Below are 19,074 nucleotides of genomic sequence, written 5' to 3'. Positions count from 1 at the left end.
GATGAACCAAAAAAAAGCCATGTATCAATAACTCTACATGGCTTTAATGAGGGCAACTTTACGCTGCCCTATCTACTTGTCGGTTTAGACTAAATGTCGGTTCAGACTAAAACCAAGCCCTCTCGATTAAATCGAGCTTTGGTCGAAGTCGTTGCCTTGATCGGTTCCAGTTTGAGAATCTGAATCAAAGCTTCCAGAGTCATCCGTGAAGTCAACACCTTGATCTTGACCACCTGAACTTGTCCAGTCGCTGCCTCCAGATTCCATACCCGCCATGTCTGGTTGCTGCTCTTGAGTAGAACCTTGCATGGTGTATTGATCATCGACCTCAACCTCAACAGAACCGCTAGCACCGTCTATTGAACTACCCAATTCGTCGTAACCTTGGAATTGGATCTCGCTAGTACCTTCATAACCTTCTGGAAGTTCAACGGATACAGGCTGCTCTAGGTTGCCACTGATTGTGAAGCTACCATCACCGTTATCCAGTGCGTTGTTCACAGTAGCGCCCTCAGGTAAGCCAGACATATCAGCGTAATCAACCGATTCGTTACCACTCACCTCATCTGGAATCGAGATAGAGATGGTATCGCCCGGTGCCGCGGTTACATCTGCTGTGCTGCCTTCAGCTTCAGCATCTTGAGCTTGGTCATCAGCTTGTTGAGCCACTTCCACTTGTTGCTCTTCTGTTGCTTGAGCAGCTTGGACTTGTGGTTCATCACTTTGTACTGAATCATCTTCAACTTGGATGCTTAAGCTGTGACTTGATACTTCACCGCCGTCGTTAACTTCAACATTCATCGCTAAATTGCCATCGAAGTCTTCGTTCGGCCAGTAAGTCCACTCACCTTCACCTGATTCGGCAAAGAAGCCAGCATCGTTCGCGTCTGCAACATCAACAACTTGTGCAGAATCACTGACGCCTAACTCATCCACCAGCTGTGCATCCGTGATAGTTAGTGAACCATCATCAGCTAAGGCATAACCTTCACTCGCCGCTGCTTCATCTCCGCCTTGGATATCCACATTGAAGAAGCTTTCGATGCGATTTTCGCCATCGGTCGCTATAAATCCAACTTGAACATCACCGGTGTAGTCTTCAGCAGGTGTGAATTGATAGTTACCTTGGTTATCGCTCTCAATTACGCCCTGACCTTCCATCAAGCTCACTGACTCAATGCTCAAGCTATCGCCTTCTGCATCGCTCAGATTCGCTAACATGTCTTCATCAGTGAACGACAAGGTTGCATCCGCTGCGATTTCCGTCGTCGTGATGCTGTCAACTTCTGGTGCTGCATTCTCTTGTGAGTCACCTTCTTTCACGACTACGCCAGTTTGCTCATCATGAAGCACGCCATCTTTATCAACTACGTACGCAATGTCTGCTTCGCCAGTAAAGCCTGGTGCTGGAGTGAAAGTCCAAGTGCCATCGCCATTATCGACAATCTCACCTTGGCTGCGGTCGGCAAGATGAACCAGTTTCACTTCATCATCGCTGTCAGCATCCACATTCTCAGCCAAACCGATTAGGTCGTCCGCCGTTAGGATGATGGAATCACCCGCTACGGTTTCGAAATCACCAGAATCGATGCCATCTTCAAACGCTTCCGGCTCATCTCCGTAATCAACCGTTGTTGCGCTTACGGTTACGAAGAACTCACCATGGAAGTCTTCAGGAGGCGTCATTTGAATGTTTGAGATATCCCAATCGAACAGGTCGATGTATTGACCCGGCTCGGTGATCATCACGGTATTCACACCATCTGTTACCTCGAATCCAACAGGGAAACCTGTCATCACTAGGTTACTTAGTGTTTCTGAATCATCGACTAGGCCAACATTCAGTCCTAAGTGACCGGTTTCATCCTCACCGAACACCAATGGACCGTCATGGTCAGTTGAAATAACCGCGCCATCTGCGACAGGACGTACGAACACAGGAACATCGAGAACCGTTTCAAACTCACCGTCACTCACGACAACTTGCAGGTCAGAAACACCCGCAAAGTCGCCTGTTGGTGTGAATGTCCAAGTACCATCACCGTTGTCTGTTACTTCTCCGCCATCTTCACCGTCTGCGGTGATAATGCGAGAAACAACAAGGTCAGCGGTATCAATGTCACCGAACAAGTTCATCAAGTCGCCAGCATCGAAGGTGAACGCGCCATCTTCGTTGGTGGTCATCATTGCGTTGCCGACATTGAATGGTGCGTCGTTAACCGGAATGACATCCACATTCAGCGAGCCATCAACCACTTCTTCACCGTCAGTCGCTTGATAACCCAGTTCTACCAAGCCATTAAAGTCTTGAGTAGTCACTAAGTGATACATGCCGTCTGGTTGCTGAGTTAAGGTCGCGTTCGCTGGTGCTCGAACTGTGATGCTCTCAATGCTGATCTCGTCGCCATCAAGGTCTGTTACTTGACCCGCGATGTAAGCTGGGTCAATCACCATGACCACATCTTCTTCGCCTTGCATCTCAATCATTGGCGCTTCAGGTGCATCATTGACTGGCGTAACATCGATGTTGCCGTCGACTGAAATTGTCTCTTGGCCATCGCTAACGTTAAACGTCATTGGCACATCGCCATTGAAGTTTTCGTTTGGCGTAAATGACCAAGTACCATCTTCGTTGTCTAGCAACTCACCTAAGCTAGGGTCGATTTGTAGACCAGAAGCCGACAGCTCGTCTGCGGTGTTATCGATGTCGGTAGCTTGAGCTAACAACATGTCTTGTGTGATAAGAATGGTGCTGTCTTCGGCTGTGGTTAGTTTCACATCCTCAGATTCAGGTCCATCGTTCACAGCCAGAACTTCGATTCCTGCCGTTGTTGTTGCAGTTGCACCGTCATCATCGGTCACAACCACATCTAGGCTGATATCACCATTAAAGTTCTCGTTTGGCGTGAAGGTCACAGACCCATTATCGTTTTGAACCAAGGTGCCGTCAGAGCCAGTGTAAGTCACGCTTTCAAGCGACACTTCGCCATCAACGTCAGAGCTATTAGCAATTAACTGCTCAGGGCTGATTGTGATGGTGCCATCTTCGTTCATTTGGTAAGACGTAGAACCCGCTACCGGCGCATCGTTAACATCCGTTACCGTCACACCAATATTCGCATCGACTGTCTCAGTGCCATCAGTCACTGTGAAGCCAAGGTTTACATCGCCATTGAAGTTCTCGTTCGGAGCAAAGCTATAAGTGCCGTCACCATTGTCAGTGAACACACCCTCTGCGCCCGTGTAAGACACATCAGTGATAGACAAGTCATCGCCGTCAATGTCTGCAGCACCTGCTAGTAGGTCTGCATCCGTGAAGATTAGCGTTCCATCTTCCTCAACAGTAAAGTTTTGGTCTTCTGCTGTTGGTAGGTCATTGACTGGGTTAACCGTTAGGTCGACGCCAGCTTGAACAGTTTCAAGGCCATCTGACACATCGAAGCTTAAGTCAATGTCACCGTTGAAATCAGCATCCGGAGTGATTGTAAATGAACCATCATCGTTCGCTGTTACGGTCGCATTGTCACCTGCAGATAGGTTGCTTGCGGTTAGTGCATCACCATCAACATCGGATGCGTTAGCCAGCAACTGCTCTTGAGATAGCGTAATTGAACCGTCTTCATCAACCGAGTAAGCCACGTTTCCGGTCACTGGTGCGTCGTTAACTGCAATAACTTCAATACCAGCGGTAGTCTGAGCCGTTGCACCGTCGTCATCAATAACCGTCACATCAAGGTTGATGTCGCCGTTAAAGTTTTCGTTTGGTGCGAACGTTACCGACCCATCTTCATTTTGAACCAAGATACCGTCTGCACCTGAGTAGCTCACGCTATCAAGCGACACTTCACCGTCCACATCGGAGCTATTAGCAATCAACTGCTCAGGGCTCAATGTGATGGTGCCATCTTCGTTCATTTGGTAAGACGTTGCGCCTGCCACTGGTGCATCGTTAACGTCTGTTACCGTTACGTCAATGTTAGCATCGACCGTCTCTGTACCGTCAGATACTGAGAAGTCTAGGCTTACGTCACCGTTGAAGTTCTCGTTCGGTGCAAAGGTGTAGGTTCCATCGCCATTGTCGGTAAACACACCCTCTGCGCCAGTGTAAGACACGTCGGCAACTGAAAGCTCATCACCATCAATATCAGAAGCACCTGCTAGCAGTTGCTCGTCCGTAAAGGTAAGCGAACCGTCTTCTTCAATGGTGTAAGCGACATCTTCTACAACTGCGATGTCATTCACTGGATTCACAGTAAGGTCAGCCGTTGCAACAACCGTTTCAGTACCATCAGAAAGGTCGAAGCTTAGGTCAATATCGCCATTAAAGTCAGCATCCGGGGTAATGGTAAATGAACCATCATCGTTTGCCGTAACGGTCGCGTTATCACCGGCGGTTAGGTTGGCAGCGGTAAGATCATCGCCGTCCACATCCGATGCTTGAGCAAGCAGCTGCTCTTGGCTTAGTGTGATTGAACCATCTTCATCCACTGAGTAAGCCAAGTCACCTGACACTGGCGCGTCGTTAACCGCGATAACTTCAATACCCGCAGTGGTTTCAGCCGTTGCACCCTCTTCATCAGCAACGGTGACATCTAGGCTGACATTGCCGTTGAAGTTTTCATTTGGTGCGAAGCTGTAAGTACCATCACCATTGTCAGTAAAGATACCGTCTGCGCCTGAGTAGGAAACGTCGCTAACGGATACATCACCTTCAATGTCTGAGCTGTTCGCAAGAAGCTGTGCTTCAGAGATGGTAATCACGTTATCTTCGTCAACGCTGTAGGTCGTTGAACCTGCAACTGGCAAGTCATTAACGGCAATGACGTCGATACCTGCGGTTGTTTCAGCGGTTGCGCCATCTTCATCCATAACAGAGACATCAAGACTGATGTCACCGTTAAAGTTTTCGTTTGGAGCAAAGGTGTAAGTACCATCACCATTATCAGTGAATACACCATCAGTGCCGCTGTAGCTTACATCGCTGACAAACACTTCCCCTTCAACGTCCGAGCTGTTCGCCAGAAGTTGTGCATCGCTTAGGGTAATACTGCCGTCTTCTTCAACGCTGTAAGAGGTTGTGCCTGTAACCGGTACGTCGTTGATTGGAACCACTTGAACATCAATATTCGCCGATACAACATCTGTACCATCACTCACATCGTAAGTTAGGTCGACATTACCATTGAAGTTCTCGTTTGGAGCAAAGGTATAAGTACCGTCGCCGTTATCCGTGAACACACCGTCTGTACCTTCGTAGTTAACCGACTCGACAGAAAGATCATCGCCGTCAATATCCGTTGCACCAGCCAATAGCTGTTCATCGGTAAAGGTCAGCGAACCATCTTCATTAATGGTGTAGTCGTGGTCGTAAATAACCGAAAGGTCGTTAACTGCTGTTACAGTAACGTCTAGTTCCGCAGGCGTAACCCCGCCGTTACCATCGTCCACGTTGTAACTAATCGAGAATTCACCATTGAAGTTCTCTTCCGGTGTAATGGTGTAAGTACCATCACCATTGTCAGTGATAAGAGCGTTCTCAATTGAAACATCTCCAACACTTGGTTCGTTACCACCCGTTTCACCAGAATCATCACCTTCCTCGCCGGTTAGCAATTCAGAGATATCAATGCCGTTTTCATTCGCAAGCGCTTCTTCTGCCGTTGGTAAATCAAACGCATTCTCGCTGCCTACATCTTGGCTTGGAACAATAACGCCATTCACGATATCAAATACATGCCAATGGTCACCTGATGGGTTATCAGATAAATCTGGGCTGAAGGTTTCAACCAATGTATCGCCTACAAACACCTGAACTTGTACATCTTCAACACCATCTACATCCCAACTTCTGCTGGTGTAGTTGTGTACTGAATAGTGCATGTCCGCATCTTGGTAGTTTGGAATGGTGATGGTTTCAGGGCCGCCACCATTTGTGTCATCTACATCTTGTTGAACAACGTTACCTTCACCAAGATCATGGCTCATGTCGCGATAGTAAATATGGTCTAGCTCATTGCCATTCTCTGTATCGTAGAGCCATAGGTGGTTGTCCATATCACGTGGACTGTCGCCCCATGTGACCACGATACGCATATCTGTTTCTTCAAGTACTTCCGATATTGCGGTTACGCCGCCATTCACATCTTCGCCCGCAGGGACTAGGAAGCTACTGGTAATTGAACCTTCTTGTTCAATGGTTACCGTGCCTTGGTCAACGACTGAACCTGTAACAGAGTAATTACCTGAATCATCCGTTACTGTGGTGTAGCTATTGCCAGCGCTGTCGGTCAGGGTGACTTCTGCACCAGACACTGGATTACTGGTTTCAGCGTCCAACACTGTACCGGTTACGGTTGTTTCATCGCCCTGTTCTCCAATAATTGCGGTCATGTCATCGTCTTCGATGTCAGTCGCGAATTGTAGGAGCTCTTCTTGAGTAATGGTGTATGAACCATCTTCTTCAATGGTTATCGCCACATCAGCAGAAACAATCGGTGCGTCGTTCACTGGGTCAACGGTTAAGCCTAAGTTAGCGGCAATTGGAGTGTCGCCATCGCTGATGCTGTAGGCAACATCGATGTAGCCATTGAAGTTTTCGCTTGGAGTGATTGAGAACGTGCCATCGCCATTGTCGACAATCGTTGCATCGTCACCCACTAAGGTTAAGTCGGAAGCGACAAGGTCGTCGCCCTCAATATCAGCGGCATTCGCAAGTAGCTGCTCCTGCGTGATAGTGATGACATGATCTTCATCAACGTTCGCGTAAACATCAGATGTCGTTGGCAAGTCATTGACTGGGTTTACCGTCAGATCGGCGTTCGCCACAATTGACTCAGTGCCGTCTGAAATATCAAAGCTTAGGTCGATATCGCCATTGAAGTTAGCATCTGGCGTTACCGTAAAGGTGCCATCGCCATTATCAACAACAGTTGCATTATCGCCTGCGCTTAGGTTGCTTGCGGTCAGGTCATCGCCATCCACATCAGATGCTTGAGATAGCAACTGCTCTTGAGTCAGAGTAATCGAACCATCTTCATCAATGCTGTATGCCAAGTCACCCGATACTGGTGGATCATTAATTGGAAGAACATCAATACTTGCGCTGGTGGCTACTGTCGCACCGTCTTCATCTGTCACCACTACATCGAGGCTAACATCGCCATCGAAGTTTGCGTTCGGTGCAAAGCTGAATGTGCCGTTGCCGTTGTCAGTAAAGATACCGTCAGCGCCTGTGTAAGTAACACTATCAATCGCCACTTCACCTTCAATATCAGAAGAGTTCGCCAACAGTTGCTCTGCACTGATGGTGATAACTTCATCTTCGTTGACTGAGTAACTGGTTGAGCCTGCGATTGGCGGATCGTTCACCTCAAGTACAGTGATTCCCGCGGTAGTCGCTTCTGTTGCCCCTTCTTCATCGGTAACAACAACCGCTAAACTCACATCTCCATTGAAGTTCTCGTTTGGAGAGAAGGTGTAAGTGCCGTCACCGTTGTCTTCGAACACACCATCACTGCCAGTGTAAGTCACGCTATCAATCGCAACCTCACCTTCAATATCTGAAGAGTTGGCTAATAGCTGTTCGTTACTGATCGTGATTGAGTTGTCTTCATGCACAGTGTAAGACGTGCTACCCGCCACTGGTGGATCGTTCTCAGGCGTCACGCTCACATCAATGTTGGCTTGAACCGTATCCGTGCCATCTGACACATCAAAGCTGAAGTTCACATCACCATTGAAGTTCTCGTTTGGCGCAAAGCTGTAGCTTCCGTCACCATTGTCAGTAAGCACACCATCAGCACCAGTGTATGTCACACCTTCGACTGTTAGGTCGTCACCTTCAACATCCGTTGCACCCGTTAACAGGTCTGCGTCAGTGAAGTTAAGAACCCCATCTTCACCAATAGTGAATGCTTGATCTTGTGGCTCTGGCGCATCATTGACAGGTGTTACCGTCAAGTCTAGGCCAGCAGCGACCATGTCCTCTCCATCGGTGACATCGTAACTAAATTCGATATTACCGTTGAAGTTTTCACTCGGTGTAATGGTGAAACTGCCATCGTCGTTCATTTGAACGGTCGCATTTTCATCATTGGTGGTTAGGTTGATTGCTGATAGGTCATCACCATCAATGTCGACAGCGTGCTCTAGCAACTGCTCTTGAGTTAGCGTGATGCTGTTATCTTCGGCTGTAACGGCACTAATATCACCGTCAACTTCTGGAGCATCGTTCGCAGGTGAGATGTGAATCGTCACGTCTTGCGTAGCTGTTGCGGTTGTACCGGTATCAACATCTGTTGATGTTGCATTCACAGTTAGAACCACATCACCATTGAAGTCACCTGAAGGGATAAACTCTAGCCCTTCTAGCTCGCCTGGTTGCAATGACCAAGTGCCATCACCGTTATCGGTACCTGCAGAAAGCGAGCTGCCTTCTGGCACGTCTTCAATCAAGATAGCAAGGTTTTCTGAGCCATCGGTATCTGTTAGAGCTGCATCAATATCAAGTGGTACAGGTGTGTCTTCAGTACCAATGATTTGGTAATCCGCGTCAGACACTGTGATTTCGATGTTGTCGATACCAAACGCCTCGTCACTCACACCTTGGTTCAAGGTTGAACCGAAGCCTAACTCAAGTTGGCCGTCTTCAACGGGTACCGTTAGGTTGATTTGATGTGCTTGGTCGTTCCAACCACTGAAGCCTTCACCTTGCGACACGCCGTGAACAACTTCACCGACTTCATTGCCCGCTGAATCGTACAACGTTGTAGTGCCATCTTGAGTTTGGAACGCCGAGTTATCTAACGAAGTAAGCTCTTCGCCGCCGACAAAGATTTGGAATGACTCACCATCCCAAGAATCAATTTCGTAGAAACTGAACGAGATATTAACTTCGCTCACATCACTTGGAATGTCGTAAGTTTTGCTGACAGCTTCATCGCCACCAGTGCCACCAATACGACCTAGCATGTCACCTGATTCGAAGCCTTGTGAGCTTTCAGTACCGGTATTCCAGCCGTTTGAGCCAGACTCGAAGTTGTCAGAAGCAATCACTAGGTCAGAAGCAATCGACAGCTCTGGCATATCAACCACAGATTGAACATCAATCGTCGCTTCTGCTGGTACTGTCGCTGTACCGTCATTCACGTCGAACGTCACGTTCACATTGCCGTCGAAGTTTTCATTCGGTGCGAATGTGTAAGTACCGTCGCCGTTATCAACCAAAGTACCGCTATCTGAAGCCACATTTTCAACCGATAGGTTATCGCCATCAATGTCGCCCGCATTTTGCAGCAGTTGCTCTTCTGTAAAGGTAAAGCTGGTGTCTTCTTGAGTCACAAACTGTGGCTCACCGACTGTTGGCAAGTCATTGACAGGGTTAACGGTAAGATCAGCCGTTGCTTGAAGCGTCGCATCGCCATCGGTAATGTCGAAGTTCAAATCAATGTCGCCATTGAAGTTAGCATCTGGCGTGATAGTGAAACTACCATCATCGTTTGCTGTAACTGTCGCATCACCACCAACGGTTAGGTTAGCCGCTGTTAAGTCATCGCCATCAACATCACTCGCTTGAGCAAGTAATTGCTCTTGGCTCAAGGTAATTGAGCCATCTTCGTCCACGCTGTACGCCAAGTCGCCCGATACCGGAGCATCGTTAACAGGCAGAACATCAATGCTTGCGTTGGTCGCTACGGTTGCGCCTTCTTCATCAGTAACGACAACATCAAGGCTTACGTCGCCATCGAAGTTAGCGTTAGGTGCGAAGCTGAATGTTCCGTCACCATTGTCGGTAAAGATACCGTCTGAACCTGTGTAGTTAACGCTATCAATCGCCACTTCACCTTCGATATCAGAAGCGTTTGCCAACAGTTGCTCTGAACTGATGGTGATAACTTCGTCCTCGTTGACTGAGTAGCTGGTTGAGCCTGCGATTGGTGGATCGTTCACCTCAAGTACAGTAATACCCGCGGTGGTCGCTTCAGTTGCGCCCTCTTCATCAGTTACGACAACATCAAGGCTAACTTCGCCGTTGAAGTTTTCGTTTGGTGAGAAGGTGTAAGTACCGTCACCGTTGTCTTCAAAGACACCGTCAGCGCCAGTGTAAGTCACGCTATCGACTGCCACATCACCTTCAATGTCAGAAGAGTTAGCAAGTAACTGTTCGTCGCTGATGGTAATTGAGTTGTCTTCATGAACGGTGTAAGACGTGCTACCTGCAACCGGTGGATCGTTCTCTGGTGTCACGCTGACATCAATGTTGGCTTGAACCGTATCCGTGCCATCTGACACATCAAAACTGAAGTTCACATCACCATTGAAGTTCTCGTTTGGCGCAAAGCTGTAGCTTCCGTCGCCATTGTCAGTAAGAACACCGTCGGCACCTGTGTAAGTCACGCCTTCAACCGATAGGTCATCCCCATCGATATCGGTAGCACCTGTTAGCAAGTCTTCATCTGTGAAGTTCAAGATGCCGTCTTCGCCAATGCTGAACGTTTGATCTTGTGGTTGTGGAAGGTCATTGACTGGGTTAACGGTTAGGTCAGCCGTCGCAACGAGCGTGTCTGTACCGTCGCTAATGTCGAACGTTAGGTCAATGTCACCATTGAAGTTCGCATCTGGCGTAATGGTAAAGCTGCCGTCATCGTTAGCAACAACCGTCGCGTCTCCATCAACAATCAAGTTAGAAGCAGTAAGGTCGTCTCCGTCTACATCGCTTGCTTGAGAAAGAAGCTGCTCTTGGCTCAAGGTAATCGAACCGTCTTCCTCAACACTGTATGCCAGGTCGCCTGATACTGGCACGTCGTTGATTGGTAATACATCAACCGTAATAAACGTATCAACTTGAGCGCCGTCTTCATCTTGAATGGTCACATCCAACTGCACTTGGCCGTTGAAGTTTTCATTCGGAGCGAAGCTACATGTACCGTCACCATTGATTGAGAAGATACCGTCTGGGCCATCGTAGTTGATCTCAACAAGCTCAACATCACCTTCAATATCAGAAGCGTTCAGCAGAACTTGAGACTCATTGAAAGTCAGTACTGAATCTTCATCGATGGTGTATGACGTTGGGCCAGCAACTGGCGGATCGTTCACCTCAAGGACAGTAATACCCGCAGTTGTTGCTTCGGTCGCGCCATCTTCATCCGTCACGACAACATCTAGGCTAACTTCGCCATTAAAGTTCTCGTTTGGCGAGAAGGTGTATGTACCGTCACCGTTGATTTCCAGAACACCGTCGCTACCACTGTAAGTCACGTTATCAATTGCGACTTCGCCTTCGATATCCGAAGAGTTCGCTAGCAGTTGTTCGTTACTGATTGTAATAGAGTTGTCTTCATGAACCGTGTAAGACGTACTACCCGCAACCGGAGGATCATTCTCTGGCGTCACGCTCACATCAATGTTAGCGGTTACCGTATCGGTTCCATCTGATACATTGAACGAGAAGTTGACATCGCCATTGAAGTTTTCGTTTGGCGCGAAGCTGTATGTGCCATCGCCATTGTCGGTTAGGACACCATCTGCGCCAGTGTAAGTTACACCTTCAACACTTAGGTCGTCCCCTTCAATGTCCGTCGCACCTGTTAATAGGTCTTGGTCATTGAAGGTTAACACGCCATCTTCGCCGACTGTGAATGCCTGGTCTTGTGCTTCTGGACCATCGTTCACTGGTGAAACTGTTAGCTCTAGGTTGGTAGAGACAACATCATCACCATCAGACACATCAAACGTAAAGCTAACATCGCCATTGAAATCAGCATCTGGCGTTAATGTGTACGTACCATCACCGTTATCGGTAATCGTAACGCTCTCATCATCGGTCGCTAAATTCAGAGCCGTCAGATGGTCGCCATCGAGATCTCGAGCATTAGCTAACAAGTCTTCTTGCGTAATGGTGATAGAACCATCTTCTTCTACTGTTGCTGCAACAGGCAGCGCTTCAGGTGCGTGCTCAATGTGCGCGCCTGTCGCGTTAATGTAGATGGTTTGAGAGACCGTTTCAGAATCATCATTCGATAGCTCTGTTGCGGTTGCCGTTACATGAACTTCAAACTGTTCGTTGAAGTCTTCTGGTAACTGGATTTGTAGTGAATTTTCGATAGCCGTTGTCGGTAAGTTCACCGTACCATCAGGGCCAACCGTTACTTCACCGCTGTAGATTTGGCTGTTCACTTCACCCACATCGATTGTGAAGTTGAAATCTGTGTAGTCAGCATCACCGCCGCCATACAAATCTTCAAAGCCGTAAACCAGCTCGCCGTCTTCATTAACCGTCGTGCGAGTATGTTCGATACCATCTTGGTTTAGCTGAGAGCTTGAACCACCATGGAAGATCGCGTCACCATTCTGGCCTTGAATCACTGTCTCGGTTCCATCAGCAGCCACAAAGACAAGTTGAGGATCAACCGTATCCATGTTCGCAGGCGAACCATCCTCAGCACGGAACTCGTACTGACCGTCTTGCATCGCATCAAAGTCGTTGTGCTGATGTCCGTTTGGAATTAAGAACAGGTTAAAGCTTTCGCCTTCCTCGACTTGGAAGCTGAATTGATCTTGCCCTGGAACAAGGTCGCCGCCACCACCAACTTGTGATGCGTTTTCGTAAACAACTTCAACACCTGTGATGTTGCCGTCTTCGTCTACTTTGTAGTAACCCGCAGCGTTTTGGTAGCCAGCCGTCTCACCTTCAAACGTTACTGTGATTTCAGTGTCGTTGTAACTGGTGATACCGTTCTCTTGGTCATTCAGAACGCCTTCGTTATCGTATTGAATAACCGAACCTTCTGGCACACCATCTACTGTAACAGTGAGTGTTTCAGACAAGTCTTGGTCGACAAGTGCCGCCGCAATGTTCAGTTCAACAATGCCGCCTGGCTCAACCAAAATAGCTTGGTCATCAACGTTAACGCCGTCGCCATCGGTTATCACAAGATCCGGCGCATCCGCGACTGCTTCAATATGAACGTTAAGGTCTTGTTCAACCTCATCCGTACCGTCTGTTACCGTAAAGCTGAACTGCAGATCACCACTGAAGTGCTCTTCAGGAACGAAGCTGAACGTGCCGTCACCATTGTCGGTGACTGTGCCTTCATCGCCAGAGTAATTGATGCTAGTAACGCTTAGGTCGTCGCCATCAATATCAATCGCACCACTCAACAGATCTTCTTGAGTGAACAGGATGCTGCCATCCTCTTCGATGTGGTACATGCCTGGGGCAACAATTGGAATGTCATTCACCGGATTCACGGTCAATGTCATATCATTAGACGTGCTCAGCTCACCATCGCTCACCTCATAAGTGAATGCAATATCACCGTTGAAGTTTTCAGAAGGTGTCACTGTGTACGTGCCATCACCATTGTCTACAATGCTGGCGTTCGGATCATTGGTTTCAAGCGAAGAAGCAAATAGCTCATCGCCATCTTGGTCGCTCGCGTTCTCCAACAGCATTTCTTGTGTAACGAGGATTGAACCATCTTCGTCGACATCTGCCACCATCGGTGTCGCTTCTGGCGCATCGTTGACGAACTCAACTTTTAGGTCGATGTTTGCGGCAACCACATCAGTGCCATCGCTCACATCAAACGCTAAGTCAACATTACCGAAGAAGCCTTGCTCTGGTGTTAATGTGTATGTTCCGTCACCATTGTCTGTAACTTCTACCGTGTCGCTTGCGCTCGTTACATTCACAACTGACAGTTCATCACCTTCAACGTCTGTCGCTTGTGCCAGTAATTCAGCTTCGGTAATAGTAATCGCTTGACCATCTTCCGTAGCGAAAGACATGTCAGGCACGTCTGGGGCATCATTGATTGGATTTACGGTTAGGTTGAGGTCAGCGGCAACAGTTTCGATTGCGTCAGTGACATCGTAAGTAAATTCAATCTCACCAAAGAAATCTGCACTTGGTGTAATCGTGAAGCTACCGTCTGGGTTTTCTACAACAACAGCATTTGGATCGTTGGTCGCAAAGTTAACCGCTTCAAGGTTATCGCCATCTACATCGGTTGCATTCGCTAACAGATCCTCTTGAGTAATAGTGATTGAACCATCTTCATCAACAGTGGCTTCAATTGGACCACTCACCTCAGGGCCTTCATTGACAATTTCAACGTCAATTCTTGCAGTGCTTGGTGCACTTGCTTGGCCATCACTGATATCGAAAGTCAGATTCACTTCACCGTAGAAGTCTTCTGCAGGTTCGAAGGTAAAGGTATTATCACCGTTATCCGTTAACGTACCTTGCGTTTGGTCTGCAAGTAATAGGTTTTCGACATGAAGAATGTCGCCATCAACATCGGTCGCACCAGACAATAGGTCTTTCGCTTCGATGATCATGGAGCCGTTTTCAAGCATTTGGGTGTGCAATGGTTCACCCGGAACCGGCACATCATTGACTGGTACGACCGTTAGGTCTAGATGCGTTGCAACTTCATCAGTTCCATCAAACACCTTGTAGTCGATGTCGATTTCACCATTGAAGTTTTCATTCGGCATGAAGGTAAACGTACCATCGCCGTTATCAACTAGCTCACCGTTATCACCACCGTAAGTGATGTCAGAAATAGACAGCGTATCGCCTTCCACATCTGTGGTGTTCGCTAGCAAGTCATCTGCACTGAACGTGATACCTTCATCTTCATCTGTCGATAGAACAATCGGGCCAGAAACGATTGGCGCATCATTTACTGATTCGAAATTGATATTGATGATATTGCTGTCTGTCAGCTCACCATCGGTAACTTGGTAACCAAGTTCGATTTCACCATGGAAGTTTTCATCCGGTGTTACCGTCCAAGTGCCATCACCATTATCGGTGAGTGTTGCATGCTCTGAGTTTTCACCCACTAGCTCTAGATTTTCAATATCAAGGTCGTCGCCATCAATATCAGATGCTTGCGCCAGTAGTTGCTCTTCGGTAATCACAACCGAAGCAAACTGGGCAGAACCATCGGTATCGACAGTAATATTCGGAAGATCAGCCGTTAACTCGATTTCGTTGTCACCCGCATGGATATTCAACTCAACCGTTTCAGTAATCTCTGAGCCATCTACACCAATCGATGTAAACACCGCTTCATCATGACAAGTTTGTGACACTGTCATGTTTTGAACGACGTAAGTACCATTACCTTGCACGGTACCAAGCTCAAAGTAGGACACTGGTTGATCAACCGTTAGCGTGTAATCTGTCTCGAAAGTACCACGGTCTTCTTTGTGGTAAGTCATCGAGTCAATTAGGTCGCCATCCTCATTGAACGCTTTGATTTCTACTTCTGTAAAGTGACGAGACTCTTCCATGAACCAGCCACCCAAACCATCTAGGTGGAAACTGATTTCATTGATGTCTTGACCTTCAACTGAAACCGTCAGTTTCTCATCACCACTTAAGCCTTGGCGGTCAGTATCACCGATACCATGACCAATGTGGGTGTTGCCATTCCAGGCACCAAGAGGGTCATCGTTACTTTGAACAGTTACCGTTAAGTCACCATCTGAGAACTCACGCGTATAAGGGTCAACTTCTGTACCCCAATCATCCACACTCGCGTTATCGTCAAACGTACCGATTTGTGTGGTGTGTGTACCTTCAGCAAGAGCATCTTCACTTGGAACAAAGCGCACTTCGGTATCTGCAGGAACTTCTTGTCCTACTTCCAGTACCACCCATTCGTCATTCACATTTGCTTCAATGATGCCGTTTTCTGGCGCTTGGTCTAAACGTAGTGCTGGTTCTTCACGAAGTGTCACACCAACTGTTTGGTCTTCTTGCGCTTGGATGAAGATTTCATCGCCCGCTTCTGGCGCATCGTTGACAGGGTTAACCGTCAAGTCGAGTGTCGTCAGAACTTCATTCTCACCATCACTGATGCTGTATGTGAAGTCCAACTCGCCATTGAAGTTTTCTGTGTGCGTAATAGTGAATGAACCATCGTCATTAGTAACAATTGTCGCATCTGGATCGTTGGTTTGTAGGTTAGATGCCGTTAACTCATCACCTTCAACATCGGTCGCATTAGCGAGTAACTGCTCTTGAGTAATGGTGATTGAATTATCTTCATCGACTTCAGCCTGAATGCCCGAAGTTTCAGGTCCGTCATTCACAGCGATAACATCGATGCCAGCGGTTGTGGTTGCGGTTGCACCGTCTTCGTCAACGACAACAACGTCTAGTGAAATATCACCATCGAAGTTTTCATTTGGCGTAAAGGTGTAAGTACCATTGCCATTATCAACAAAAGAGCCGTCATCACCGGAGTACGATACTCCAGACAGTGAAACATCACCTTCTACATCGGAAGAGTTTGCCAATAATTGCTCATCACTGATCGTGATTTGGCCATCTTCTTGAACTGTGTACGATGTTGAGCCCGCTACTGGTGGGTCATTCTCAGGCGTTACGCTGACATCAATAACAGCTGATGTTGAATCAGTACCGTCAGAGACATCGAATGAGAATTGAACATCACCATTGAAGTTCTCGTTTGGAGCAAAGCTATATGTGCCGTCGCCATTATCGCTAAGAACACCATCTGCACCAGTGTAGAGCACGTTTTCAATCGACAGTTCATCACCATCAATATCCGACGCACCTGCAAGCAGGTCAGCATCGGTGAAGAGTAACGTACCGTCTTCTTCAATCGTGAACTGTTGATCTTGCGCTTGTGGCAAGTCATTAACCGGATTCACGGTAATGTCTAGGCCAACTTGAACTGAACCACCATCGTTATCGATGATATCGAAGTTCAGATCTAGGTCACCGTTGTAATCTGCGTTCGGTGTGATGGTGTAGCTGCCATCATCATTGTGTTGGATGGTCGCATTTTCATCAGTAGATAGATTGATAGCTTCTAAGTTATCGCTATCGATATCACCTGCTCTTGCTAGCAATTGCTCTTGGCTTAGCGTGATGGAGCTATCTTCATTGATGGTGTAAGCCAAATCGCCCGATACTGGCGCATCATTGATTGGCAATACATCAACGTTAATGTGTGTTTCAACCGTTGCGCCATCTTCATCTTGAATGGTCACACCCAGTTGAACCTGACCATTGAAGTTTTCGTTGGGTGCAAAGCTGCATGTACCATCACCATTTACAGTGAAGATACCGTCAGAGCCATCGTAGTTAATGCCAACAAGTTCTACATCGCCTTCGATATCCGAAGCATTCACAAGAATCTGAGATTCACTGAACGTCAGAACCGAATCTTCGTCAATGGTGTATGACGTTGGACCCGCAACTGGTGGATCGTTCACTTCAAGAACGGTAATACCTGCTGTGGTTTCATCAATTGCACCTTCTTCATCTGCAACAATCACATCAAGGCTGATATCACCGCTGAAGTTTTCATTAGGAAGGAAGGTATAGCTGCCATCGCCGTTATCTTGGAACACACCATCAGTGCCACTGTAAGTCACAGTATCAACCGACACCGCACCTTCAATATCCGAAGAGTTAGCTAGCAACTGTTCATCAGAAATTGTGATGGCATTGTCTTCATTGACCATGTATGAGGTTGAACCCGCAACTGGCGGATCGTTCTCAGGAGTCACACTCACATCAATGTTAGCGCTGACTGTTTCTGTGCCATCAGACACATCGAAACTGAAGTTCACATCGCCATTGAAGTTCTCGTTTGGCGCAAAGGTATAAGTACCATCACCGTGGTCGGTCAGTACGCCATCACCACCTGTATAGCTAATACCTTCAACGGTTAAGTCGTCGCCATCAATATCGGTGGCACCGGTAAGTAAGTCGGCGTCTGTAAATTGAAGCGTACCGTCTTCTGCGATACTGAATTGTTGGTCTTGAGGAACCGGCAAGTCATTAACTGGGTTAACAGTAAGATCGGCGGTTGCTTGAACCGTGTCAGTACCGTCAGTGATGTTGAATTGAATATCAATGTCACCATTGAAGTTCGCATCTGGTGTGATGGTGAAACTGCCGTCATCGTTAGCTACAACCGTCGCATCACCACCAACTGTTAAGTCACTTGCGGTTAGATCTTCGCCTTCTACATCGGACGCTTGAGACAACAGCTGATCTTGGCTCAGTGTGATTGAACCATCTTCGTTAACGTTGTAAGCCAAATCACCAGACACTGGCGCATCATTGATTGGTAATACGTCAACATTGATGACGGTTTCCACTTCTGCACCATCTTCATCACGAATGGTGACATCAAGCTGAACTTGGCCATTAAAGTTCTCATTTGGAGCGAAGCTGCAAGTGCCGTCACCATTTACTGAGAAGATACCCTCAGGGCCATCGTAGCTAATACCAACAAGCTCAACATCCCCTTCTACATCTGAGGCGTTAAGCAACACTTGAGACTCACTGAAGGTAAGTACTGAGTCTTCATCAATGGTGTAAGACGTAGGGCCTGCAACCGGCGGATCGTTCACTTCAAGAACATTGATGCCCGCGGTCGTTGAGTCGGTCGCACCATCTTCATCAGCAACAACCACATCCAGTGCAATTTCACCGCTGAAGTTCTCATTTGGCGAGAAGGTGTAAGTGCCGTTACCATTGATTTCGAGGACACCGTCGCTACCAGAGTAAGTCACGCTGTCTATCGATACATCACCTTCAATATCTGAAGATGTTGCCAATAGTTGTGCATCAGAAATGGTAATCGAATTATCTTCATTCACCGTGTAGGACGTTGAGCCCGCAACAGGCGGATCGTTCTCAGGAGTCACGCTAACATCAATGTTTGCAGACACGGTATCGGTACCGTCTGACACATCGAAGCTAAAGCTCACATCACCATTGAAGTTTTCGTTTGGAGCAAAGCTATATGATCCCTCACCCAAGTCAGTCAGTACGCCATCAGTGCCTTCATAAGTGATGCCCTCAACCGTCAGGTTATCACCTTCAACGTCTGTCGCGCCTGTAAGCAGATCCGCGTCTGTGAACTGTAAAGTACCGTCTTCTGCAATACTGAACTGTTGATCTTGAGGTACTGGCAAATCATTTACTGGGTTAACGGTTAGGTCTGCAGAAGCTTGAACCGTATTGGTACCATCTGAGATATCGAAGCTGATATCAATGTCGCCATTGAAGTT

The 19,074-nt window shown here is 47.5% G+C and carries 1 protein-coding gene; it reads right to left on the bottom strand.

What is annotated here, in order from left to right; translation table 11 throughout:
- Positions 1–126: 126 nt before the first annotated feature.
- On the bottom strand, positions 127–19,074 hold an 18,948-nt coding region (locus AB4482_RS22420; protein WP_372181738.1), incomplete at its 5' end, for a tandem-95 repeat protein.

The sequence above is a fragment of the Vibrio sp. 10N.222.55.C7 genome (assembly GCF_041473335.1).
Classification (GTDB): Bacteria; Pseudomonadota; Gammaproteobacteria; order Enterobacterales; family Vibrionaceae; genus Vibrio; species Vibrio crassostreae_C.
Note: the sequence above shows the minus strand (reverse complement) of the source record. Positions and strands in the feature narration are given on the sequence as shown.